Source organism: Brevibacterium casei CIP 102111, from assembly GCF_900169275.1.
Lineage (GTDB): Bacteria > Actinomycetota > Actinomycetes > Actinomycetales > Brevibacteriaceae > Brevibacterium > Brevibacterium casei.
Map to the genome: position 1 here is coordinate 88434 of NZ_FXZC01000004.1, position 22534 is coordinate 110967.

The window sequence follows — 22534 nt, forward strand, 5'->3', positions numbered from 1 at the left end:
AGAACGCCCATGTCTGAATTCCCCCAGGACACCATCCTCGTCGCCCTGACGGTCGACCCCGAAGGCGCACTCGAGAAGCCGGCCGCCGAACTCCTCGGCGGAGCCGGTGTCATCGGCAGCCCCGTCGCCCTCGTCATCGCGCCCTCCGGCAGCGGTGACGCCGCCGCGGAGACGGCCTCGTCTCTCGGCGCCGTGCAGACCCTCGTCGCCGAGGTGCCCGAAGGCAACACCGCGCTCGGGTCCTTCGCCGTCGACGCTCTCACCGCAGCCGCTGAGCTGACGGCCCCCGATGCCGTCCTCATCCCGAACACGATCGACGGCCGTGACCTCGCCGGTCGCTTCGCCGTGCGCTCGGGATCGGCGCTGTCGGTCGACGCGATCGGCGTCGACCGCGACTCCGAGGGCATCGTCGCCGACCACTCGGTCTACGGCGGCGGCTACACCGCTCAGTCCGCCCCGACCTTCGGTGCCCCGGTCATCACGATCCGCCTCGGCTCGATCGAGAACCGCGGTGAGGCCCAGCCCGCGAACTCGCAGGTCCTCGAGGTCGCCGACTCCGGCAAGCGCGCAGCCCAGGTGACGGCGTTCGAGCCGATCGTCGAGACCTCGTCGCGTCCCGAGCTGCGCGGTGCCCAGAAGGTCGTCTCCGGTGGCCGCGGTGTCGGCTCCGAGGAGTCCTTCGAGCTCGTCGGCGAGTTCGCCGACGTTCTCGGTGCCGCTGTCGGCGCCTCGCGCGCCGCTGTCGACGCCGGCTTCATCGCCCAGTCGCACCAGGTCGGTCAGACCGGTGTGTCCGTGTCCCCGCAGCTCTACGTCGCGCTCGGCATCTCGGGTGCGATCCAGCACAAGGCGGGTATGCAGACCTCGAAGACGATCGTCGCGGTGAACAAGGACGGCGAGGCGCCGATCTTCGACATCGCCGACTACGGCGTCGTCGGTGACCTGTTCAAGGTCGTGCCCCAGGCCGTCGAGACCTTGAAAGCGAAACAGTCCTGATATGTCCACCTTCTCCACCACGCTGCGTGCCGGCCTGCCCCGGGTCTCCGGCGGTGATCCGTGGCCCCCGGAGGGGACCGTCGGTCAGGCCGTCGAATGGGAGTCCCGCGAATGGGTGAGCGCCGAGGGTGCTTCCGGAGCCGCTCCCTCTGCGTCCGAGTCGGCAGTGTCCGATTCGGCTGGGATCGTCGATGAGCCCACCGAGGCGGATGTCATCGAATCCGGTGCCGCCGAGGTGGGTGCCCCGGTGACCTCGGACGATGCCGGTTCGTCGGTCCCTGAGGCTGGCCCCGGCGACGTGTCGGCCGTCGGTGCCGACGATCACGGTGCCGCTGAACCCGGTGCTGAGGATCTCGGTGATTCGGGCCTCGGGATCGAGGATCGCGGAGCCGATGAGTTCGGCGCAGAGCAGGGTGCCGAGTCGTCCGATGGTGTCGCTGTGGCCGGTGCCGGTGCGGCAGTTGGAGGAGGGGTGGCGGCAGCCGTTGCCACCGAAGTCATCGACGTACCGCTTCGCCGCGGTCTGCCGCGCGTGAGCGGAGGAGATTCGTGGCCGCCCGAGGGTGTGGCCTCCGTCCGCGCGAGGTCCTCGGCCGGCAGTCCCGCCGCTGGCTCGGCGCAGCCGGCGGCCGATGGTGCGCCCACGGCCGCGCCTGAGCCGGGCGTGCCCGCAGCCGAAGCGTCGGAGCAGGTCTCGTCAGAGCCAGTTTCGTCGGAGCAGGTCGCTGTCTCCGAATCCGAGGTCGTGTCGAGTGCGAGCGATGTCGATAGCGCGCAGGCCGATGGGGTTGCACAGGATGAAGAGGCGCCGACCGACGTTGTCGCGGCCGAGGCGACACAGCCGGCTGCCGGTGCTGCTGCGGGAGTGGCCGCCGGTGCCGGCGTCGCCGGAGCGGGGATCGCTGCCGCCTCGAGTGGGGGAACTGTGGGCGAGGACGCCTCGGTTCCGCTGCGCCGCGGACTGCCCAGGCAGTCGGGCGGCGACCCGTGGCCGCCGGAAGGTTTCGCTCCCGCCGGTGTGAAGAGCGCCGGCGCACAGGCACCGTCCACTTCGGCAGACGGTGCGTCGGCCGAGACCGGTGCTCCCGCAGAGTCGGGCGCCCCGGCGGCAGCCGCTGGCGCGTCTACGCCGGCTGCTGACTCGGCAGCGGAGCCCGAGACGACTCCCGCCGCTGAGACGAGTGCGACACCTGTTGCGGGCAGTGCTGTCACAGCGGGCGCTGGCGCGGCCGCAACGGCAAGCCGGCCCGCCGGCGCCTCTGAACTCAGCGACGTTCCCCTGCGCCGCGGACTGCCGCGCGCCTCCGGCGGCGACCCCTGGCCGCCCGAAGGCTTCGCGCCGGTCACCGCCGCTGCCTCGACGGCTGTCCCGGTTGCAGAGCCTGCCGCCGAGCAGGCGCCCGCTGCCTCGAGCGAAGCTGCGACAGCCGACACCTCCGCAACCGACACCGCTGCGGCCGGAACCGCCGCTGGGTCTGCCGCCGCCTCGGCGACGGCCGACGATGCCGCAGGCACGGAAGCAGCAGCAGACAAGGACGCGGACGCCGCTGACACGGCCGCGAAGCCGGCGGCACGCTCGGGTCTGCCGAAGACCCGGACGGGGCTGCCGAAGTCGACCGGACCGGACACGGGCAAGCCCGGTGCCAAGCCCGCAGCCCGTACCGGTCTGCCGAAGACTGCAGGCCCGGCTTCGAAGCCGGCCGAGAAGCCCGCTGCGCAGAAGCCTGCGGCGGCGACCTCGGCCGGGACCGCCTCGGCGAAGCAGACCGACGCGAAGCCGACGGAACCCGCGAAGGCATCGGCCGCCTCGGCGGGAACGACGGCGAAGGCATCGACGGCCTCGACCAAGACGGCGGAGAAGCCGAAGACAGCCGAGAAGGCGAAGGCCCAACCGGCACGCGAACCGATCATGATCGGGTCGAAGTCGCTCGGCCAGTGGGGCAAGCTCGTGAGCCTCGGCCTCGGCGGACTCATCGTCGTCGGCGGAATCCTCATCCTCGCCGCGCGCGGCGTCACGACCCTGCCCGGTGTGCCCGAGTTCCTCGAGCGCTATCCGGGCGAGTACCACCTGCCCGACTTCGTCGAGCCGGGATTCCCGGCGTGGGCGCGGTGGACGCACTTCCTCAACCTCTTCTTCATGGTCCTCATCATCCGCACGGGTCTGCAGGTGCGTCACCAGCAGAAGCCGCCGGCGTTCTACACGCCGAAGAAGGGCGGGAAGAAGATCAGCATCAACCTGTGGCTGCACACCAGCCTCGATGTGCTGTGGCTGATCAACGGCGTCGTCTTCGTCGTCCTCCTCTTCGCCTCCGGGCACTGGGCGAGGATCGTGCCCACGAGTTGGGAGGTCTTCCCGAATGCGCTGTCGGCGATGCTTCAGTACGCGACGCTCGAGTGGCCGATGGAAGACGCGTGGGTCAACTACAACGCGCTCCAGCAGCTCATGTACTTCATCGTCGTCTTCATCGCCGCCCCCCTGGCTGCGATCACCGGCGTGCGGATGAGCGAGTGGTGGCCGAAGGACGCGGCGACGCTGAACAAGATCTACCCGGCGCCGCTGGCGCGGGCGATCCACTTCCCGACGATGCTCTTCTTCGTGTTCTTCATCGCCGTCCACGTGTTCCTCGTCTTCGCGACCGGACTGCGGCAGAACCTCGGCTACATGTTCGCCGGGACGAACGTGCTCGGCTGGGCGGGAGTCATCTGGTTCCTCGTGGCGATGGCCGTCGTCGTGGCGGGCTGGTTCGCGGCGAGGCCGCTGCTGCTCGCTCCGATCGCCAACCTCTTCGGGCGCGTCTCGAGCAGGTAGCCCCGGCTCCGTCAGCAGCGGACAGCACACGGCCCGATCGCAGCCCTCTCAGGCTGCGGTCGGGCCGTTGCGATTCACGCAGGTTGCCCGGTCTCGAGTCGCTCAGGCCGGGGTCGTCTGCGATCGGATGGCTCGGGAGGCTGCAGCTGCGGCCGTGCGTTGCGTGCCCTCGCGCTCAGCGACGATGCCCGGCGCTCACCGCGCAGGACTCCGCGTCCAGTTCGTCACCCGGTCGACGAACTCGGCGACGGCGAGCTCGAGCTGACGCAGGCCCGGGTCCTCGAGCGGGAGGTGGCCCGCTCCCTGCAGGCTCACCTCCTCGAACAGTGCGGGGTCGAGGCGGGAGACGACCGGGTCGGAGAGCTCGCGCGGCGACCACCGGTCTGCAGCCGGCTGGGTGAGCAGGACCGGGCAGGCGCGGAAGCGCGCCGGTTCGATCGCAGGGGCGTAGGCGAGGTAGTCCGCAAGGAATCTCAGCGGCATCGCATTCCCCGCCGAGGTGGGGTCGCAGAGGAGGACCTCCATCGCCCCGCGGTCGTTGGCAAGTGCCGACATCTTCGAGGCCAGGCGCATCGGATAGCGCAGACGCCCGAGCGGGGTCCTCGCGAGCGCCGCCATGATTGGTGCGCCGACGCGTGCGGTGGCACGGCTGCGCGCCGTGCGCTCGAGGACCTCCGGGCATCGCTGGTCGAGGAAGGTCATGCCGACGATTCCATGGAGGACGCCCGCGGGGGCTGTCGCCGCGACGTGAAAGGCGAGCATGCCCCCGGCGGAGAGCCCGTAGAGGACGGTCGGCTTCGGATCCCTCGCCTGCTCGGCGCTGAGGAAGTCGACGACGAGTTCGACCCAGTCGGAGTACGACGGCGTGAACCCGGACCTCATCTCGGTCATTCCGAAGCCGAGATTGTCGAGGGAGACGACGTCATACCCGCGGCGCGCCAAAGGAGCGCCGAGGATGAGCGACATCTGGCGCCCGTTCGTCCCGACCCCGTGATGGAGGACGACACGTGCCGAAGCCTCCGGCTGCGAATAGCGGTCGAGATGGATACGGTGGCCGCGCCAGCGCCAGATCTCCTCCTGCGGAGCCGTCGATTCGTCGAGCCGCAGTCGTTCCGGCAGAAACTCCTGGAGATCCTGCCAGGCCTGCTGGTCGCGGTAGAGCGGTGCTGTCATGGATCCTCCTCGCGCAGTCACAGGAACACTATAAGTCAGGAATGACACTCAGTGCCATCATTGTCCTTCGCCTACAATGCTCAGATGAGCACCCCGAACCTCCGTGAGCGCAAGCGCCGACTCATGCAGGCCGAGATCACCGCGATCGCCCTGAGGCTGTTCCGCGAGCGGGGCTATTCCGAGACCACCGTCGACGATCTCGCCGCAGCCTCGGGGATGTCGCGGCGGACGTTCTTCCGCTACTTCCCGTCCAAGGAGGACGTCATCTCGGGCAAGTGGGTGGGGATGGGGGAGGACATGATCGCCCGGCTCCTCGCCCGCCCCGGTGACGAGGATCCGTGGACGTCCGTGCGCGCGTCGATGTCGGGGATCGTCGACCACTACGCCGACCCCGACCGGCGGGCCGACAGCTTCGCCCTCGACGAGGTCATCGACTCCACCCCGTCACTGCGGGCGGCGTTCATCGCGAAGGTCGACATCCTCGCCGAGGCGGTCGCCGCCGTCCTCGGCAAACGCGGCGTCGAGCCCTTCCGTGCCCAGGTCATCGGCAGGGCGTGCGGGGCGGCGCTGACGATCGCGATGCGCGAGTCACGCGCACGGGGAGCCGAGGGCATCGGCGAGGATCTCGACCGTGCGATGAGGGAGTTCGCCTCGGGGCTGTGATCCGCGCGAGCAGGGGGCAGGCGCCCCCCGGTCGAGGTGGCGCGGCGGTGTCGGTGACGCGGTGCGGCTACGCCAGTGCCATGCGGACGGTCGCCTCGAACTCGCGGACATGCTCACCGGCCACCCGGCCCACCGCATCCTCGTCACCGGCGAGGATGCCCTCGAGCAGAGCGATGTGTTCGCGGATGTGCCCGAGGAGATCGGGGATCTTCGGGAGCACGAGGCACCAGATCCGCGTCGCGAGGTCGTCGAGGCGCACGAGCGTCTCCTGCAGGTGGAGGTTGTCGACCGCGCCGTAGATGAGCCGGTGGACCTCGAGGTCGCGTTCGATGAGGGTGCGGGCGTCCATCCCCGCCTCGAGAGAGCTGAGCTCGGCGATCGTCGCCGTGAACTCCTCCCGCAGCTCGGGGCCGATGTTCCGCGCCGCGCGCCGGGCCGCGATCGGCTCGAGCGCCTCACGCATCTCCGTGATCGCCGCGAGGTCGGTGATGTCGACGTTGGAGGCGAACGTCCCGCGCCTGGGGAACGAGACGACGAGGTGCGCACCCTCGAGCCGTTTGAGGGCCTCCCGGATCGGCGTCCTCCCGACCCCGAGCTCCGCGCTCAGCGCCGCCTCGTTGATGACATCGCCGGGGGCGATGTCGAGCATGATGAGCCGGTGCCGCAGCGCCTCGTACGCGCGGTCGGCCAGCGAGGTGCTGCTCGCCGAGGTGTCCGTCACCGATGTCATCTCGCCCTCCGTCCTCGTCATGCGTCCCAGCGGAATTCCGGGGCGTTCCTGCCCGCTCGGAAATCGCTTCGCGCGAACCATTGCCAGCGCCGGGAATCTGGGCCTAGACTACAGGAACACAGCTGATATATTAGTTGACGATTAACGATCGAGGGAGATCGCATGGCTGAGCAGCTTCCCGAACATCCCGACTTCCTCTGGCGCAACCCGGAGCCGAAGAAGTCCTACGAAGCCGTCATCATCGGCGGCGGCGGGCACGGACTCGCGACCGCCTACTACCTGGCGAAGAACCATGGGATGACGGACATCGCGATCCTCGAACGCGGGTGGCTGGCCGGTGGCAACATGGCCCGGAACACGACGATCATCCGCTCGAACTACCTCTGGGACGAGTCGGCGGCGATCTACGAGCATTCGCTGAAGCTCTGGGAGCAGCTGCCCGAGGAGCTCGACTACGACTTCCTCTTCTCCCAGCGCGGTGTCCTCAACTTGGCCCACACCCTCGGCGACGTCCGGGAATCGCGCAGGCGGGTCAACGCCAACGTCCTCAACGGCGTCGACGCCGAATGGCTCGATCCCCAGCAGGTCAAGGAGGTCTGCCCGATCATCAACATCGGCGACGACCTCCGCTACCCCGTCATGGGCGCGACCTTCCAGCCGCGGGCCGGCATCGCCAAGCACGACCACGTCGCATGGGCGTTCGCCCGGAAGGCCGACGAGATGGGCGTCGACATCATCCAGAACTGCGAGGTCACCGACATCCACCGCGACGGCGACCAGGTCACCGGAGTCGAGACGACCCTCGGACGGATCGCCACGGAGAAGGTCGCGGTCGCCGTCGCCGGGCACACCTCGGTGGTGGCGGACATGGCGGGCATCCGCGTGCCCATCCAGTCCCACCCGCTCCAGGCGCTCGTCTCCGAGCTCTTCGAACCCGTCCACCCGACCGTCGTCATGTCCAACCACGTCCACGTCTACGTCTCCCAGGCGCACAAGGGCGAACTCGTCATGGGCGCCGGCGTCGACTCGTACAACGGCTACGGGCAGCGCGGGGGCTTCCACATCATCGAGGAGCAGCTCGCCGCCGCGGTCGAGCTCTTCCCGATCTTCGCCCGCGCCCACGTCCTGCGGACCTGGGGCGGCATCGTCGACGTCACCCTCGACGCCTCCCCGATCGTGTCGAAGACGGAAGTCCAGGGACTCTACGTCAACTGCGGGTGGGGCACCGGCGGCTTCAAGGGAACCCCCGGTGCGGGATTCACCTACGCGCACACGATCGCCACCGACGAACCGCACCCGCTCAACGCGCCGTTCGCGCTCGAACGCTTCGAGACCGGCCACCTCATCGACGAGCACGGCGCGGCCGCCGTCGCCCACTGACCGACCAGAGAGGACCGCCATGCTGCTCATCATCTGCCCGAACTGCGGATCCCGCGACGAATCCGAATTCACCTACGGAGGCCAGGCGCATGTGCCCTACCCCGAGGATCCGTACGCGCTCACCGACCGCGAATGGGCCGAGTACCTCTTCTATCGCGACAACGACCGCGGGCTCTTCGCCGAACGCTGGTGCCACAGCCTCGGCTGTCGCAAGTGGTTCAACGCCGTGCGCGACACCGTGACCTACGACTTCGCCGGGGTCTACCCGATGGGTCAGCCCCGGCCCGCGACCTTCGAAGGAGCGACACGACGATGACGACGACCGAATCGCACCGGACCGGTGCGACCCCGCGCCCTGAGGTAGATCGGCTCGAGACCGCGACCGGCATCGACCGCAGCCGACCGATCGGCTTCACCGTCGACGGCGTCGCCTACTCGGGGTTCGCCGGGGACACGATCGCGAGCGCCCTCATCGCCGCCGGACGCCTCGACTGCGGACCGTCGACCTACCTCGACCGGCCCCGGGGGATTCTGGCCGCCGGAGTCGAAGAGCCCAACGCCCTCGTCCGCGTCCATGCCCCTGATTCCGCCGAGGTGGCCGAGTCGATGCTCCTGGCCACCCGGGTCCTCATCCGCGAGGGCCTGACCGCCGAGTTCCTCTCGGGCCTCGGCATCCTCGACCCCGGCCGCGACGACGCCACCTACGAGCACCGGCACACCCACACCGACGTCCTCGTCGTCGGCGCCGGTCCCGCCGGGCTCGCCGCCGCCCGTGAGGCCGCACAGTCCGGGGCCCGCGTCCTCCTCCTCGACGACGGCGTCATCCCCGGCGGGTCCCTGCTCTCGGACCCGCATGCCGTCATCGACGGGATCCTGGCCCCGGAGTGGATCGAGACGACGCTCGCCGAGGCGGCCGCCGCCGAGGAGTTCACGTACGCCCCGCGCACGACCGTCTTCGGCAGCTACGACTCGAACTACTTCGTCGCCCTCGAGGACCGGACCGGCGCCGAGGCGGGACCGAGGCAGCGGGTGTGGCACATCCGGGCCGGGCAGGTCGTCCTCGCCACCGGTGCGCATGAGCGTCCCATCGTCTTCGCCGACAACGACCGTCCCGGCATCATGCTCGCCTCCGCCGTGCGGACCTACCTCGGCCGGTACGGCGTTCTCGCCGGTGAGCGGGTCGCGATCGCGACGACGAATGACTCCGCCTATGCGCTCGTCGCTGATCTCGTCGCTGCCGGCGTCGACGTCGCCGCGGTCGTCGACTCCCGCCCGACCGCCTCGGCGAGGGCGTCTCAAGTCGCCTCCGATACCGGGGTGCGGCTCATCCTCGGCTCCGCCGTCACCGGCACGGCCGGGGAGGGCCCGGGGGGACGGGTCTCCGGGATCACGGTCGCCTCCCTCGATGAGGACGGGGTGGCCGCCTCGGCGGGGGAGGACATCGCCCTCGACCTCCTCGCCGTCTCCGGGGGGTTCTCTCCCGTCATCCACCTCCACGGGCAGCGCCGCGGACCCATCGAGTGGGACGCGGACATCGCCGCGTTCGTCCCCGCCGGACCGGTCCGCGACCAGTTCACGGTCGGCGCGATGACCGGGGAGTACGCACTGGCCACGGCCCTGCGGCAGGGAGCGGAAGCCGGGAGTGAGGCAGCCGAGCGGGCCGGGTTCGACGCCGAGCCCACAGTGCCGACGACGACCGAGGAGGGCACGGACGCACCCCAGCGCCCGCTCTGGGTCGTCACCTCGGACGACGACGACCCCGAGGCCCTGACCTCGCATTTCGTCGACTTCCAGCGCGATCAGACCGTCGCCGACATCCTCCGGGCGATGAACGCAGGCATGCGCTCGGTCGAGCACATCAAGCGCTACACGTCGATCTCGACGGCCGCCGACCAGGGCAAGACGAGTGCGGTCAACACGATCGGGACGATCGCCGCCGTCCTCGGGGAGGACGACCTCGGCGAGGTCGGGCACACGACCTTCCGGGCGCCCTTCACCCCCGTCGCTTTCGCCGCGCTCGCCGGACGGCGGAAGGGGGAGCTCTTCGACCCCGCCCGGGTCACGTCGATCCACCCGTGGCACGTCGCCCACGGCGCCGAGTTCGAGGACGTCGGGCAGTGGAAGCGGCCGTGGTACTACCCGCAGGCCGGGGAGGACATGGATGCGGCGGTGCTGCGCGAATGCCGGGCCGTGCGGGAGTCCGTCGGGTTCCAGGACGCCTCGACACTCGGCAAGATCGAGATCCGCGGTGCCGATGCCGGGAAGTTCCTCGGACGGATCTACACGAACGGGTTCTCCAAGCTCGGCGTCGGCAAGGCCCGCTACGGTCTCATGTGCACCCCCGACGGGATGATCTTCGACGACGGCGTGACCCTGCGGGTCGCCGAGGACCGCTACTACATGACGACGACGACCGGTGGGGCCGCGAAGGTCCTCGAATGGCTCGAGGAATGGCACCAGACGGAATGGCCCGACCTCGACGTCGCCTTCACCTCGGTGACGGAGGAATGGGCGACGGTCGCCGTCGCCGGCCCGAAGTCGCGGGAGGTCATCGCGAAGGTCGCCCCCGATCTCGACGTGTCGAACGAGGCGTTCGGCTTCATGGAGTTCCGGCACACGACGCTCGCGAACGGAATCCCCGCGCGGATCTGCCGGATCTCGTTCTCCGGGGAACTCGCGTTCGAGATCAACGTCGAAGCCTTCTACGGACTCGCCGTCTGGGAGATGGTCGCCGAGGCGGGAGCCGAGTTCGACATCACCCCGTACGGGACGGAGACGATGCACGTGCTCCGCGCGGAGAAGGGGTTCATCATCGTCGGACAGGACACCGACGGCACCGTCACTCCCGCCGACGCGGGCATGGAGTGGATCATCTCGAAGGTCAAGGACTTCATCGGCAAGCGCTCGTTCTCGCGCCTCGACACGGCCCGGGAGGACCGCAAGCACCTCGTCGGGGTCCTCCCCGTCGACGGGGAGACCCGACTCATCGAGGGGGCGCAGCTCGTCGCGGCCGGCACCCCGATCGCCCCGGAGGACGGGCCGGTGCCGATGATCGGGCACGTCACCTCGTCCTATCTCTCCCCGACACTGAACCGGCCGTTCGGGCTCGCGCTCGTCGAGAACGGCCGCAACCGCCTCGGCGAGGTCGTCCAGTCACCGCTCGGTGACCAGGTGATCGACGTCGAGATCACCTCACCCGTGTTCTACGATCCCGAAGGGAAGCGCCGTGATGGCTGAGACTGACGCGATGGCTGAGACTGAGGAGTCCACGACCGTGCTCGAGGGGCTGCGGGTGTCCCCGGCGGCCCACCTCGCCGAGGCGATGGCTGAGGCCAGCGCGGGAGGCGGGGGTGCCGTGGGACTGCGGGAGCGTCCTTTCGCGGTGCAGATCGGGGTGCGCGCGGAGCCGGGGACCGCCTCGGCGAGGGCGATCGAAGGAGTACTGGGGATCACTCTGCCCACGGTCGTCGGCGAGGTGACGGGGGAGGCGGACGGCCGGCACACGGTGTGGCTGAGTCCGGACGAGTTCCTCGTCATCGACGTCTCCCGGCCGCAGCGCCCGGGGGAGACCGACGAGGCGGAGGCCGCGCTCGAGGGGCTGCCCGGGCAGGTCGTCGAACTCTCGGCGAACCGGACGATCCTCGAACTCACCGGGTCGAAGGCCCGGGAGGTGCTCGAGAAGAGCTGCCGGGCCGACCTCCACCCACGGGCGTTTCCGGTGGGGACGGCGATCGTCACGCAGCTCGGGCCCGTCCCCGTCATCCTCCACCGCTCCGGCGGCGAGGAGTTCCGGATCCTGCCGCGGTCGAGCTTCGCGGACTTCATGGTCCGCTGGCTCATCGACGGGATGGCCGAGTTCACCGGGGAGGGCATCGACGCGTTCGACGACGTCGTCGGGCACGCGCACGACGACGGGTCGGCGGGGCACGGCAGCGCGGGGCACGGCGGCGCGGCGCGCGAGGCCGCCTCGCACACAGCAGACAACGATCGGAAGGGCTGACAATGCCGGAATACGTCCTCTCCCTCGAATGCGATGAACGTCGGGGCATCGTCCACTCGCTCACGGGGGCGCTGCTCGACCACGGCGGCGACATCAGGGAGCTCAAGCAGTTCGACGACGCGCTGAGCAGGCGGTTCTTCCTCCGGGTCGAGTTCGAGCTCGAACCCGAGGCCCTCGAGGACCTGCGGGCTGAGATCGAGCGGCTCGGCGCGGACCTCGACGCGAAGTGGAACCTCTGGCCGAAAGGGGAGAAGCGGCGCGTGCTCGTCATGGTCTCGAAGTTCGAGCACTGCCTCAACGACCTCCTCTTCCGGGCGCGCATCGGAGAGCTGCCCGTCGACATCGCCGCGGTCGTGTCGAACCATCCCGACCACCGGGAGCTCGTCGAATGGCATCACGTGCCGTTCTTCCGGATCCCGGTCACCCCGGAGACGAAGCCCGAGGCCGAGGGCAAGCTCCTCGACCTCGTCGACCGGTTCGAGATCGACCTCGTCGTCCTCGCCCGGTACATGCAGGTGCTCTCCGACGATCTCGCACGCGAGCTGACGGGCAAGGCGATCAACATCCACCACTCGTTCCTCCCCTCGTTCAAGGGCGCCAAGCCCTACCACCAGGCGTACGAGCGGGGTGTGAAGACCGTCGGGGCGACCGCCCACTTCGTCAACAGCGAGCTCGACGAGGGGCCGATCATCGCGCAGGCCGTCACCGAGGTCGACCACGCCTTCGGCCCGCAGGACCTCGTCGCCGCCGGCCGCGACACCGAATGCAAGGCGCTGTCGAACGCCGTGAAGTGGCACTGCGAGGGCCGGGTGTTTCTCAACGGGAAGCGCACCGTCGTCCTGAGGTGAGCGGCGGGTTCGGCCGTCGGCGCTCGCGCTCCCGGAGGAGGATCCAGTTCGAAATCGGGCTCGGTTTCGCACTGGATCCTCCTCGCTGGGGATCGGCCGGTCCGCGTGGGGCTGAGAATCGCTGAGGTGCTGCCGCGACGCGCGAGCATTCTGCTCAGTCACGCCCCTCTCTGGGGATGAGCAGGACGGCGATGACGCTGAGGGCGAGCAGCGGCAGGGCCCAGAGAGCGGCTGTGACATACCCGAGCTGAGCTGGGAAGAGTGTCCCAGGGGCAGTCGCCACGACGAGCAGGAGCCCCGCGAGTGCGCTGCCGATGCTGAAACCGCTGGCCCTGACGATCTGGTTGATCGAGAGGACGCTTGCCGTCTCTGACTTCGGGACGCCGGTGAGGACGAGCTGCGGCATGATGGCGGATATGCCGCCCACGCCGAGACCGAGCACGCTCATCGCCGCAAGCACGGCTGCGAGCGAATCGAGCAGCAGGACGACGACGACCGTGGATGCGGTGAAGGCGGTGTAGACGATGAACGTCGGCTTTGCCGAGAGTCTGTCGACCAGCCACGGTGTCAGTCTGCCGGCAGCGAACCCGAGGACTGAGAACGGGATGAGAGCGGCACCGGCAGCGGTGTTCGACAGGTCGAAGCCGTATCCTGCTTGGACGGGCGTCTGCACGAATCGGGTGAGCAGAGAGAACAGCAGGTACATGGCGATGGCTGAACCGAACATCGCAATATTTGCCAGCAGGATGTTCCTGGTGGAGAAGAGCCTGAGATCCACCAAGGGTGCCTGGCTTCGACGCTCGACATGCAGCCAGCAGCCGAACGCAGCGCAGGCGATGAGGAGTATCGCGGCCCCGGCCCATAGAGGGTTCCAGACCGAGGGTTGCGACACCGTCAGCAGCACGCCGAGGACCCCGAGGCCGAGCAGAACGGCGCCGAGGGCGTCAACAGGGGTGCCTTCGGTCGGGACTGATCGGGGGAACGCTCGCCAGGCGACGATGAACGCAGTCAGCGAGAGCAGGAAGCCGCAGCCGTACGCCGCGCGGAGTCCGGCGGCCTCGCTGATGAATCCCATCAGCGGATAGGCCACTCCGATGCCGACAGTGGACGCGACCGATACTGTGGCGATGGTCTTCCTCGCCCGGTCGGCGGGCAAGGTGTCACGGGCGAGGCTCATGAGCAGCGGAATCACCCCGAGACCGAGTCCCTGCAGGCCCCGTCCTGCAAGGAGCACGCCGAAGGGCGCCGGCACTGCGGTGAGAAGGCCGCCGAGCGCGACCAGGGCGAGGGTGCCGAGTATCGTCTCCTGTCGCTGCGAACCGGCGCCCAGTCGGCCGAGGACCGGGGCTGTGACCGCCCCAGTGAACAGAGTGATGGTCAGGGTCCACTGTGCTTCGTCGAGTGCGATGTCGAGATCGAGTGCGACTGCGGTGATGAGTGGGGCGCCGACGCCTCCGACCACGGAGCCGAGCAGTGCCACGGCGACGATGGCGCGGCCGAGACCTCGGGCGTTGAGGTCGGATTCCCGCGTTGTCACCGGTTGGTCTCGTCGCTGATGTGGGCGAACAGGCCGGGACGGATCCGTGTGCGCATTCCCCCAGCCCACGTCTCGTCGATCTGTTCCAGGTCGAGTGCTGCTCCGACGTTGAGGAGCATTCCGAATGCGAGGAAGGTCTTGACCGTCACCGGATCGAGCGAGGTCGTCTCCGAGACGACCTGCCACATGCGGGCGAACCGTTCGCGCACTGCTTCCTTCACCTCGGCGTCTCCGCATGCGGCCAGTCCCTGCAGCTGCAGCAGCAGGGCGGTCCGGTCGGCAAGGAGGTCGTAGTATTCGGTTCCCATCCTCTCCAGCGAACGGATCCCGGTGCGTCCTGAGCCCGCTGTGAGCATCCCACTGCTCGTCCGTTCGAAGGCCGAAGTGACGAGCTCGATGAACAGCGCCTTCTTCGTCCCGAACAGACGAAAGATGTAGGCCTGGGTGATGCCCGCCGAACGCGCGATCGCCTCCGTGGACGCGCCGTGCAGGCCGTGCTCCGCGAACTCCTCGGCGGCGATCCCGAGAACCTGTCTGCGGCGCTCCTCGCCGCTCATTCGTTGTGCCATGTCTTTAAATTAGCAGTTAGTAACTACTAATCAAAGAGTTGCGTCCGCGCGCTCCCGGAGGAGGATCCGGTGCGAGATCCGGCCGGTTTTCGCACTGGATCCTCCTCGCTGGGGATCGGCCGGTCCGCGTGGGGGCGCCGGTCTCAACTTCCGGGCGCACGGAATAGGGAGCGCGTGCGCACGGTTCGAATGAATGCGCCGGTCGACTCCGGCGATACCGCGCGTTGGAGCGCCCGAGCGAAAGGACGGCCATGGCTGAGAACACCATCACGATGTACGGGGCGGAGTGGTGCGGCGACTGCCGGCGCACGAAGAAGCAGCTGACCGAACTCGGCGTCGACTTCGACTACATCGACCTCGTCGTCGAGCCGGAGAAGGCCGATGAGGCGAAGGAGATCTCGGGTAGGACGAACATCCCCGTCGTCGTCTACCCCGACGGCTCCCACCAAGTCGAGCCGACGAACCCCGAGGTGCTCGCGAAGCTGAAGTACCTCTCCTTCGTCTGACCCTCTCGTTGCGCTCGCCCGCCGAGGGGACCACCTGATAGCGAGGGAGTCAGCTGGGAGGCGCGCGCTCGCCGCTCAACGGTCCCTTCGACCACGGGAGAGGCATCGAGACGGACACTTCGCGCCGAGACCGACACTCAGAACTGTCGGTCTCGGCGCGAAGTGTCCGTCTCGGCGGAAGCTTCTGAGCTCGCAGGCTCTGCATCGGCGGCGAGCGCCTCGGCGATGATCTTCGCCTCGCGCCGCAGCAGGGCGACGAGGTGTTCGACCCGCTGACCGGTGACGCGGTCGGCGATCGACGCGATCGACAGGGCCGCGCGGGGACGGCCCCCACGGACCCTGAGCGCGACGCCGACGGCCCACGATCCCTGAGCGAAGAGCCCGGGATTGTGGACGAAGCCGTCGATGCGGGCCTGGTCGATGATGTCGCGCAGCTGATCGATGCGGACCTTCGGGTACCGCTCGGCGAGGATCTGCTCGTTGGCCTCGAACAGGGCGTCCACCTCGGCGGGCGGGAGTTCGGACATGATCGCGAGACTGCCCGCGCCGATGCCGAGCGGATGCCGGTCGCCGACGGCGAGGGCATTGTTGAAGATGTCGCCGAAGCCCTCCTCGCGCCGTGCGCAGATCGCAAAGCTGCCGGTGCGCAGGGTGAGGAACGCGGTGTCCTGGGTGATCTCGGCCAGCCGCAGCAGGCTCGACTCCGATTCGATGACGAGCGGGTCGACGGACTTCTGCGCGAGCTGACCGAGGATCTGCGACTGTACGCCGAGGCGGTACCCGCCCTCCTCGAGGCGTTCGACGTAGCCCATCGCGATGAGGGCCTGGAGCATGCGGTGGACACTCGCCTTCGGACGTCCGCTGATCGTCGCGATCTCGGACAGGCCCGCGCCGCCCGTGCGTTCGCTGGCGAGGAGGCCGACGAGGCCCAGCAGCGACAGCGCCCGCTGGATGCTCTGCGCTCCGGTGCCCGGCTCGAGATCATCGACGGCGTGGGCGACGTTGAACGACGCCGATCGGCGCAGGATCTTCCCGCGCATCCTCATCCGCCCCAGGTCGTCCGGGTCCACGCCGCTGCCCATGCTCCGATTATCGCGCGCGGCCCTCAGCGCACCGCACGGAATCCATGATGTGGAACCGTGCCTCCGCATCCGGCAGCACGGAGGCCGCATGGTGAGCGGGGACCGATCAATATCAGGCCACCCTGTCTTTGTGCCGGTTCGAGGACTATTCTCGAACCACCGCGGATTCGGGAGGAACCATGACCGTCACGTACACGTTCGATGTCTTCAGCAGCCTCGACTCGCGGGCGAGCGTCACCGAGGACGCGGACTGGGGCGGCTATTGGGGCAAGCAGGGACCCGAACTCCTCGAGGAGCGCCTCGGCGAGTACTCCGGCGACCAGCGGCTCGTTCTCGGCGCGAACACGTACCGGGCGTTCGCGGCGATGGTCGCGTCAGCCGGCGAGGGCGACGACGTCTTCGACCCGTGGGTCACAGAGATGCGGAACCTGCCGACGACGGTCATCTCGAACACGCTGGAGGAGCCCCTGGACTGGCCGGAGGCCACTCTCGTGCGCGGCGATGCCGTCGACGTCGTCGCCCGGCTCAAAGAGCAGTCCGATGTCCCGCTGCGCTCGCACGGGAGTCTGTCGATGAACCGCTCCCTCATGGCGGCCGGACTCGTCGACCGTCTCCAGGTGACGATCTTCCCGGCGCTCACCGGCCGCACCGGCACCGAGCCGATCTTCGACGGGACCGAGGACTTCGACCTCGAACTCCTCTACTCCCGCACCCTCGACGGGCGCACACAGGAACTCATCTACCGTCCTCACCTGCACTGACGACGGGAATCGTGGGCTGCCTCGGCGGGACCGACCCCATCCGATCCATGATGTGGAACTCAGCGTCCGGGTGGTCCGGCCGCCTCGGCGCGGTTCCGTCCTAGACTCGCATCGTCCGGTCCCGGGTGCCACTGCCCGGACGAACGCGGCCCCATCCGGGTCGCGGCGATCCCGACGATGCGAAGGAGACGACGTGGGTGAGGCGGTCCTCGACCTCAGCGAGGTGACGTTCCGACGCGGGCAGACGCAGATCCTCCACGGCATCGACCTGCGGATCGACCGCGGCGAGCACTGGGTCCTCCTCGGACCGAACGGGGCGGGGAAGTCGACGCTGCTCAGCTTCGCCTCGGCGCAGGTGTTCCCGACCTCGGGCACGGTCGACGTCCTCGGCAGGCGGATGGGCAGGGTCGAGCTCGCGGCCCTGCGACGGCACATCGGGCACGTCAATCCCCGGCATCCGCTGCGGTCGAACCTCACCGTCCGCGACGTTGTCCTCACCGGGGTGACCGGGACGATCGAGCGGCCTCTGCGGTGGGAGGCGAACCCTGAGGAGATCGCGCGTGCCGAAGCGATGATCGCCGAGGTGGGTCTGGCCTCCCGGGCCGACGCCGGGTGGCGGATCCTCTCCCAGGGCGAGCGGGGTCGCGTGCTCGTCGCCCGCGCTCTCGTCTCGGCGCCCGAACTCCTCCTCTTCGACGAACCGACGACGGGCCTCGACGTCGCCGCCCGCGAGCAGCTGCTCGAGACCATCGACGCCCTGTCGGTGAGCTCGCCGGAGCTGACGACGCTGCTCGTCACCCATCACCTTGAGGAGATCCCCGAGACGACCACGCACGCCGTGCTCATCTCCCGCGGTCGGCTCACCGCCAACGGCCCGATCGCCGAGGTGCTCACCACAGAGGCCGTCTCCGCCGCCTTCGAGCACCCGATCGAGGTCGGCCACGCAGACGGCCGCTGGTCGGCGCGAGCGGTGCGGACGATGCCGGCCGCGGGCAGTGCCGTGGTCTAGAGTCGCCTTCAGGCGAGCGGACGCCGCCGTGGTCTGCCGGGGACACCGCCGTTGTCTGACACGGGGATCGCCGACACAGGGTCGTGATTCCCCGACAAGGGGGTCTGGTGCGGACGCCCAGAGACGGGCAGACTGTGGGGACGGGCGAGCGTCGCCCGCCGGTCGAGGGAAGTGAGGACCCGATGGGACATCACAAGGACAACGACGAACTGCGCGAGGACCGCTTCGAGCAGGACAAGGCCCGCCAGGAGATGCGCGACGAGGTCTTCGCCGACACCGACGGCGACGTCGACGACCAGGGCTCGCAGGACGAACGGCGCAAGGACGGGCTCGACCCGGCCTCCCGCGCCGACGAGGAGGAGTGAGCGGGCCGCCTCAGTGCGGTGACCCGACCGCCGCAGTGCGGGTCGGCTCATTGCGGGCGGCTCCGTTGCAGATCGGTGCAGCCGAGACCTAGGCTGGAGCCATGAAGATGAGCACAGTCTGGAGCGCCCTCGGCGCGATCCTCGCGATCATCATCGCGTGGTGGATCGTCAGCGCCGTGTTCTCGATCGCGTGGTTCCTCGTCAAGGCGGTCATCGTCATCGCCGTCGCCGCGATCGTCTTCGGCTTCATCAAGGGCGCCTTCCGTTCGCAGGATCGGCAGCGCCCGACTCCGTGACGACGATCCGCGCGGCCAGCGTCGTCATCGTCGACGATCGGTCGCGCGTGCTCCTCGTCCAGCGCGGCAGGAACCCCGACAAGGGACGATGGTCCGTGCCCGGAGGCAAGTGCGAACCCGGTGAGTCCTTCGCCGAGGCGGCCGCCCGGGAAGCGTACGAAGAGACCGGGCTGCGCGTCGAGATCGGCCGCGAGCTCTGGTCGCTGACGATCCCGATCGGCGACGGAGTCGAGTACGACGTCCACGACTTCGCAGCCACCGTCACCGGCGGTGAGCTCTCCGCCGGCGACGACGCCGCCGAGGCGCGCTGGTTCGCCGAGGCCGAACTCGATGCCCTCGACCTCACCCACGACCTTGCCGGCTACCTCCGCCGAGCCGAGGTCTTCGGGCCCGGCACCGCGGCTAGGTGAGCCCGTCGAAGCCCGTGTTCGCCCCGCAGAGGACGACACCGACCTTCTCACCGGGCTCGGGCACATAGCCCTCCGCACTGCGGATCCCCGCGAGCGCGGCTGCCGCGGCATGTTCGACGACGAGACGATGGTCGGCCCACAGATGTCGGCGTGCCGCGATGATCTCCTCATCATCCACGAGCACCGAGGTGACGAGATCGGTCTGCGCGGCGTCCAGCGCCAGGGGAGTGGCCCGCCGCGCCCCGAGGGAATCCGCCGCCACCGAGTCGACGGCGACGTCGACGGGCTGGCCGGCCTCGAGTCCGGCATTGAAGGCGCGGCTGCCGACGGGTTCGACGGCGACCGTTCGCACCCCGTGGAACGTCGCCGCCGTCGCGACACCCGCGAAGAGTCCGCCCCCGCCGACGGAGACGACGACGGTGTCGAGATCGGGCACCTGCGCGAGCAGCTCCGTGAACACGGTCCCCGCCCCTGCGGCGATGAGCGGGTAGTCGTATGCGTGCGAGGACAGAGCCCCCGAGGACTCCGCGAACTCCGCACACGCCAGCGCCGCCTCGGCGTACTCGGCTCCGACCTGCCGGACCTCGGCACCGTACGAGCGCAGCCGATCGACCTTGACGGTCGGGGCGTTCGCGGGGACGAACACCGTCGCCGGGACCCCGGCCTCCGCAGCGGCCCATGCGCAGGCGAGCCCCGCGTTCCCGCCGGAGGCGATCGTCACGCCCGCATCGGGGAACGTCCCCTCGGCGAGGTGGGCGCGGATGAAGTTCTGCGCCCCGCGCGCCTTGAACGTCCCCGTGTACTGCATGAACTCGAGCGCGAAGTAGAGACCCGAGGCCTCGGGGTCGCTCGTCGGGGGAGCGACCCACGTCGCGCCCGTGTCCGTCTCCGCGTGCGGGCGGCGTCCTGGCTGCGCCGAGGCGACCGCGAGGGGGCGGACGCGACCGGTGATCCGTTCGGCGGCCGCTTCGATGTCGGGGTAGGTGAGCGGGTCAGGGTGCGTCACGGCTTCCTCCAGACGGAGACGTGTGAGGGGCTCTCGGCGGTGAACGGCGTCCTCTCCCAGTCGGCGAAGCGCCCTTCGGGTTCGAGTCCGGCGAGGCGGGCCATGAGGTCGAGTTCGGAGGGCCACACGTAGCGGAAATGGTGCGGCGAATAGCGGAAGGTTGCGCCGTCCCTCGTGAGATGGTGCGAGGTCGCCCGCTGCGTGACGGGGTCGAGGGTGTCGAAGCCGACGTGCTCGTCGGTGACGTCGAAGGGGACAGCGGTCTGGCCCGGCGGCAGCCGTCGCAGGGGCGGGACGGTGTTCTCGACGACGAAGCGTCCGCCCGGACGCAGATGGGAGGCGGCGTTGGCGAAGCAGGCGACCTGCGCGTCCTGGGTGACGAGATTGCCGATCGTGTTGTAGACGAGGTAGACGAGCGAGTTCCCTTCGGACACGCGCGTCGTCGTCATGTCGCCGATCGTCACCGGGATGCCGGGCGCCTTCTGCCGGAGGCGTTCGGCCATCGGCTCCGAGAGCTCGATGCCGGTGACCGGGACTCCGCGCTCGCGCAGGGGGATCGCGACCCGCCCGGTCCCGATCGCGAACTCGACGGCGCTTCCCCAGGCCGCCGCCTCGGCGAGGAAGGCCGTCGTCGCCGCGAGGAGCGCCGGGGCGAACATCGGATCCTCGGCATCGTCGTAGTTCTGCGCCTGCTCACGTGTCCAGACATCGCTGTCGACCATGCGCTCAGGCTAGCAAAGGGGGCGTGACGACGCCTGCCCGCCTCGGCGAGGTGGGCGATCACCCTCACCGAGGCTGCGCGGTTACGGTCGGCCGCCTCGGCGAGGGGATGAGTCCAATGACTCAGTGGTGCTTGGGCACGCCGAGGGGGTTTCCCTTCGTCTCCTTGACGAGGCTGACGCCGATGAGGGAGATGACGCAGACGATGATGAGGTAGATCGCGATCGACAGGGAGTTGCCGGTCTTCGCGAGCAGGGTCTCGGCGATGGTCGGGGCGAACGCCCCGCCGAGGATCGCGCCGAGCGCATACCCGATCGACACTCCAGAGTAGCGGACCTGCGGCGGGAACATCTCCGCGTACATCGCCGACATCGGGCCGTAGCTGAGCCCCATGCCGACGGTGAGGACGAAGATGCCGATGCCGTACATCCAGATGCTCTTGGAATCGATCATGAGGAACGTCGGGATGAGCCAGAGGATGAGGAGGATGTAGCCGATCTGGAAGGTGCGGACGCGACCGAGTCGGTCGGAGAGCGCCCCGCCCCACATCGTGAAGATCAGCCAGCCGAAGCTCGCGAGCGTCGTCGCGAGCAGCACGGGGGCGCGGTCGAGGCCGACCATGCCGCCCTCGGCGAGGGGACGGGAGGCGTACGCGGCGAAGAACGCGATGATCATGTAGCCGACGGCGTTGTTGCCGATGAAGATGACCGCGGCGAGCACGACCTCCTTCGTGTTCTTCCGGAACAGGGTGCCCAGCGGAGCCGAGGACTCGGCGCGGCGTTCGGCGAGCTCGGCGAAGACCGGGCTCTCCTCGACCTGCTTGCGGATGTAGTAGCCCACGATGACGAGGACGACGGAGAAGAGGAACGGGATCCTCCAGCCGAAGCTCGCGAACTGCTCCGGAGTGAGCACGGTGGTGAGGATCCAGATGACGCCGGTCGCGAGGATCATGCCCACGGGGACGCCGATCTGCGGGTAGGCCCCGAAGATGCCGCGTTTGTCGTCGGGGGCGTGTTCGACGGAGAGCAGTGCCGCGCCGCCCCATTCGCCGCCGGCCGAGAAGCCCTGGAGGATGCGCAGCAGGGTGAGGAGGATCGGCGCGGCCACGCCGATGGCCGCGTAGGTCGGCAGCAGGCCGATGAGCGAGGTCGCCGCCCCCATGAGGATGAGCGTGAGGACGAGCATCCGCTTGCGCCCGATCCGATCACCGAGGTGGCCGGCGATGATCGCGCCGAGCGGTCGGAAGAGGAATGAGATGCCCAGCGACGCCCACGCCATGATCTGGCCGAGCGCCGGGTTGTCTGCGGCGAGCGGGCCGAAGTACTGCACCGAGAGGATGAGGCCCGCTGCCTGGGCGTAGATGAAGAAGTCATACCACTCGATCGTGGTGCCGACGAGGGTGCCCGCAAGGACTTTGCGCTCCTCGCGCGTGATCGTCGAGGACGTGGGTGAGGCGGTGGACATGGCTGATCTCTCCGTCGAAATCCGAAGTCCGTCAGGTCGACGCTGGGGCGAGTGCGGGTGCTGTGCGGGGAGCGGCTGTGCTCTCCAGCGAGCTTGGGTGGGTGCTCTCCGGCGGGCGGCTGTGCCCGCCGTGTGTCCTCGGGTCGACCTTTGGTGACTGTTTGGTCAGTTAATGCGCTTGATCATAGCCGACGAGGGTGACCCGCGCCA

The 22534-nt window shown here is 69.2% G+C and carries 22 protein-coding genes; 14 read left to right on the plus strand and 8 right to left on the minus strand.

What is annotated here, in order from left to right:
• Window positions 1–9: 9 nt before the first annotated feature.
• Together BC102111_RS10255 and BC102111_RS10260 are read left to right on the plus strand one after the other, a co-directional pair.
• On the plus strand, window positions 10–996 hold the full coding sequence (locus tag BC102111_RS10255) for an electron transfer flavoprotein subunit alpha/FixB family protein (protein ID WP_009379716.1): 987 nt from the start codon (window positions 10–12) through the stop codon (window positions 994–996).
• Between the two features lies 1 nt (window position 997).
• A complete protein-coding gene (locus BC102111_RS10260) occupies window positions 998–3805 on the plus strand; it encodes a cytochrome b/b6 domain-containing protein (protein ID WP_095376594.1) in 2808 nt (935 codons plus the stop codon).
• Window positions 3806–4000: 195 nt separating this feature from the next.
• On the opposite strand, the gene BC102111_RS10265 is transcribed toward BC102111_RS10260, so the two are convergent.
• Window positions 4001–4978 carry an alpha/beta hydrolase gene (locus tag BC102111_RS10265; protein ID WP_095376593.1) on the minus strand — a complete coding sequence of 326 codons (978 nt, stop codon included), beginning with the start codon at window positions 4976–4978 and terminating at the stop codon, window positions 4001–4003.
• An 84-nt stretch (window positions 4979–5062) separates the two neighbouring features.
• On the opposite strand from BC102111_RS10265, the gene BC102111_RS10270 reads away from it, so the two are divergent.
• Window positions 5063–5641, plus strand: a complete 579-nt coding sequence (locus tag BC102111_RS10270; protein WP_131248212.1) for a TetR family transcriptional regulator — start codon at window positions 5063–5065, stop codon at window positions 5639–5641.
• Window positions 5642–5708: 67 nt separating this feature from the next.
• Here BC102111_RS10270 and BC102111_RS10275 read toward each other — a convergent pair whose 3' ends face one another.
• Window positions 5709–6371, minus strand: a complete 663-nt coding sequence (locus BC102111_RS10275) for a GntR family transcriptional regulator (protein WP_095376644.1) — start codon at window positions 6369–6371, stop codon at window positions 5709–5711.
• 162 nt (window positions 6372–6533) lie between these two features.
• Between BC102111_RS10275 and BC102111_RS10280 the strand changes: the two genes are divergently transcribed.
• The 5 genes from BC102111_RS10280 to purU are packed head-to-tail and all read left to right on the plus strand — an operon-like array spanning window position 6534 to window position 12599.
• Window positions 6534–7751, plus strand: coding sequence for a sarcosine oxidase subunit beta family protein (locus BC102111_RS10280; protein ID WP_063248741.1), 1218 nt, complete (start codon window positions 6534–6536; stop codon window positions 7749–7751).
• A gap of 19 nt (window positions 7752–7770) precedes the next feature.
• Complete coding sequence (locus BC102111_RS10285; RefSeq protein ID WP_101624255.1) at window positions 7771–8067, plus strand: sarcosine oxidase subunit delta; 297 nt, start codon at window positions 7771–7773, stop codon at window positions 8065–8067.
• Window positions 8064–10988: a glycine cleavage T C-terminal barrel domain-containing protein gene (locus BC102111_RS10290; protein WP_180960617.1), complete on the plus strand. Its 2925-nt coding sequence runs from the start codon at window positions 8064–8066 to the stop codon at window positions 10986–10988. The genes BC102111_RS10285 and BC102111_RS10290 overlap by 4 nt, the downstream gene beginning before the upstream one ends.
• 10 nt (window positions 10989–10998) lie before the next feature.
• Entirely contained in the window at window positions 10999–11751 is a 753-nt protein-coding gene (locus BC102111_RS10295; protein WP_308297885.1) for a sarcosine oxidase subunit gamma, read from the plus strand.
• A 2-nt stretch (window positions 11752–11753) separates the two neighbouring features.
• Window positions 11754–12599 (plus strand): formyltetrahydrofolate deformylase, encoded by an 846-nt coding sequence (gene purU, locus BC102111_RS10300; protein WP_009379701.1) that lies wholly within the window; start codon window positions 11754–11756, stop codon window positions 12597–12599.
• 154 nt (window positions 12600–12753) lie between these two features.
• On the opposite strand, the gene BC102111_RS10305 is transcribed toward purU, so the two are convergent.
• Window positions 12754–14136, minus strand: a complete 1383-nt coding sequence (locus BC102111_RS10305) for an MFS transporter (protein WP_101624257.1) — start codon at window positions 14134–14136, stop codon at window positions 12754–12756.
• Window positions 14133–14705 (minus strand): TetR/AcrR family transcriptional regulator, encoded by a 573-nt coding sequence (locus BC102111_RS10310; RefSeq protein ID WP_231882139.1) that lies wholly within the window; start codon window positions 14703–14705, stop codon window positions 14133–14135. The genes BC102111_RS10305 and BC102111_RS10310 overlap by 4 nt, the downstream gene beginning before the upstream one ends.
• Before the next feature lie 251 nt (window positions 14706–14956).
• On the opposite strand from BC102111_RS10310, the gene BC102111_RS10315 reads away from it, so the two are divergent.
• Window positions 14957–15211 carry a glutaredoxin family protein gene (locus BC102111_RS10315; protein ID WP_101624258.1) on the plus strand — a complete coding sequence of 85 codons (255 nt, stop codon included), beginning with the start codon at window positions 14957–14959 and terminating at the stop codon, window positions 15209–15211.
• A gap of 137 nt (window positions 15212–15348) precedes the next feature.
• On the opposite strand, the gene BC102111_RS10320 is transcribed toward BC102111_RS10315, so the two are convergent.
• Window positions 15349–16293: an IclR family transcriptional regulator gene (locus tag BC102111_RS10320; RefSeq protein WP_101624259.1), complete on the minus strand. Its 945-nt coding sequence runs from the start codon at window positions 16291–16293 to the stop codon at window positions 15349–15351.
• Window positions 16294–16472: 179 nt separating this feature from the next.
• On the opposite strand from BC102111_RS10320, the gene BC102111_RS10325 reads away from it, so the two are divergent.
• The 5 genes from BC102111_RS10325 to BC102111_RS10345 all read left to right on the plus strand — a co-directional run bounded on the left by BC102111_RS10325 (window position 16473) and on the right by BC102111_RS10345 (window position 19134).
• Window positions 16473–17054 (plus strand): dihydrofolate reductase family protein, encoded by a 582-nt coding sequence (locus BC102111_RS10325; RefSeq protein ID WP_101624260.1) that lies wholly within the window; start codon window positions 16473–16475, stop codon window positions 17052–17054.
• Between the two features lie 193 nt (window positions 17055–17247).
• On the plus strand, window positions 17248–18063 hold the full coding sequence (locus BC102111_RS10330) for an ABC transporter ATP-binding protein (protein WP_101624261.1): 816 nt from the start codon (window positions 17248–17250) through the stop codon (window positions 18061–18063).
• 182 nt (window positions 18064–18245) lie between these two features.
• Window positions 18246–18428: a hypothetical protein gene (locus BC102111_RS10335; protein WP_009379686.1), complete on the plus strand. Its 183-nt coding sequence runs from the start codon at window positions 18246–18248 to the stop codon at window positions 18426–18428.
• 101 nt (window positions 18429–18529) lie between these two features.
• The gene (locus tag BC102111_RS10340) at window positions 18530–18724 is read left to right on the plus strand and encodes a hypothetical protein (RefSeq protein ID WP_101624262.1); all 195 of its coding nucleotides are present in this window, start codon (window positions 18530–18532) and stop codon (window positions 18722–18724) included.
• Window positions 18721–19134, plus strand: coding sequence for an NUDIX domain-containing protein (locus tag BC102111_RS10345; protein ID WP_101624263.1), 414 nt, complete (start codon window positions 18721–18723; stop codon window positions 19132–19134). Before BC102111_RS10340 ends, BC102111_RS10345 begins: the two co-directional genes overlap by 4 nt.
• Here BC102111_RS10345 and BC102111_RS10350 read toward each other — a convergent pair.
• The 3 genes from BC102111_RS10350 to BC102111_RS10360 form a co-directional block, all read right to left on the minus strand.
• A complete protein-coding gene (locus BC102111_RS10350) occupies window positions 19127–20140 on the minus strand; it encodes a serine/threonine dehydratase (RefSeq protein ID WP_101624264.1) in 1014 nt (337 codons plus the stop codon). The genes BC102111_RS10345 and BC102111_RS10350 overlap by 8 nt on opposite strands.
• Window positions 20137–20862 carry a class I SAM-dependent DNA methyltransferase gene (locus BC102111_RS10355; RefSeq protein ID WP_101624265.1) on the minus strand — a complete coding sequence of 242 codons (726 nt, stop codon included), beginning with the start codon at window positions 20860–20862 and terminating at the stop codon, window positions 20137–20139. The genes BC102111_RS10350 and BC102111_RS10355 overlap by 4 nt, the downstream gene beginning before the upstream one ends.
• Window positions 20863–20983: 121 nt before the next feature.
• The gene (locus BC102111_RS10360; RefSeq protein WP_101624266.1) at window positions 20984–22324 is read right to left on the minus strand and encodes an MFS transporter; all 1341 of its coding nucleotides are present in this window, start codon (window positions 22322–22324) and stop codon (window positions 20984–20986) included.
• Window positions 22325–22534 lie beyond the last annotated feature (210 nt).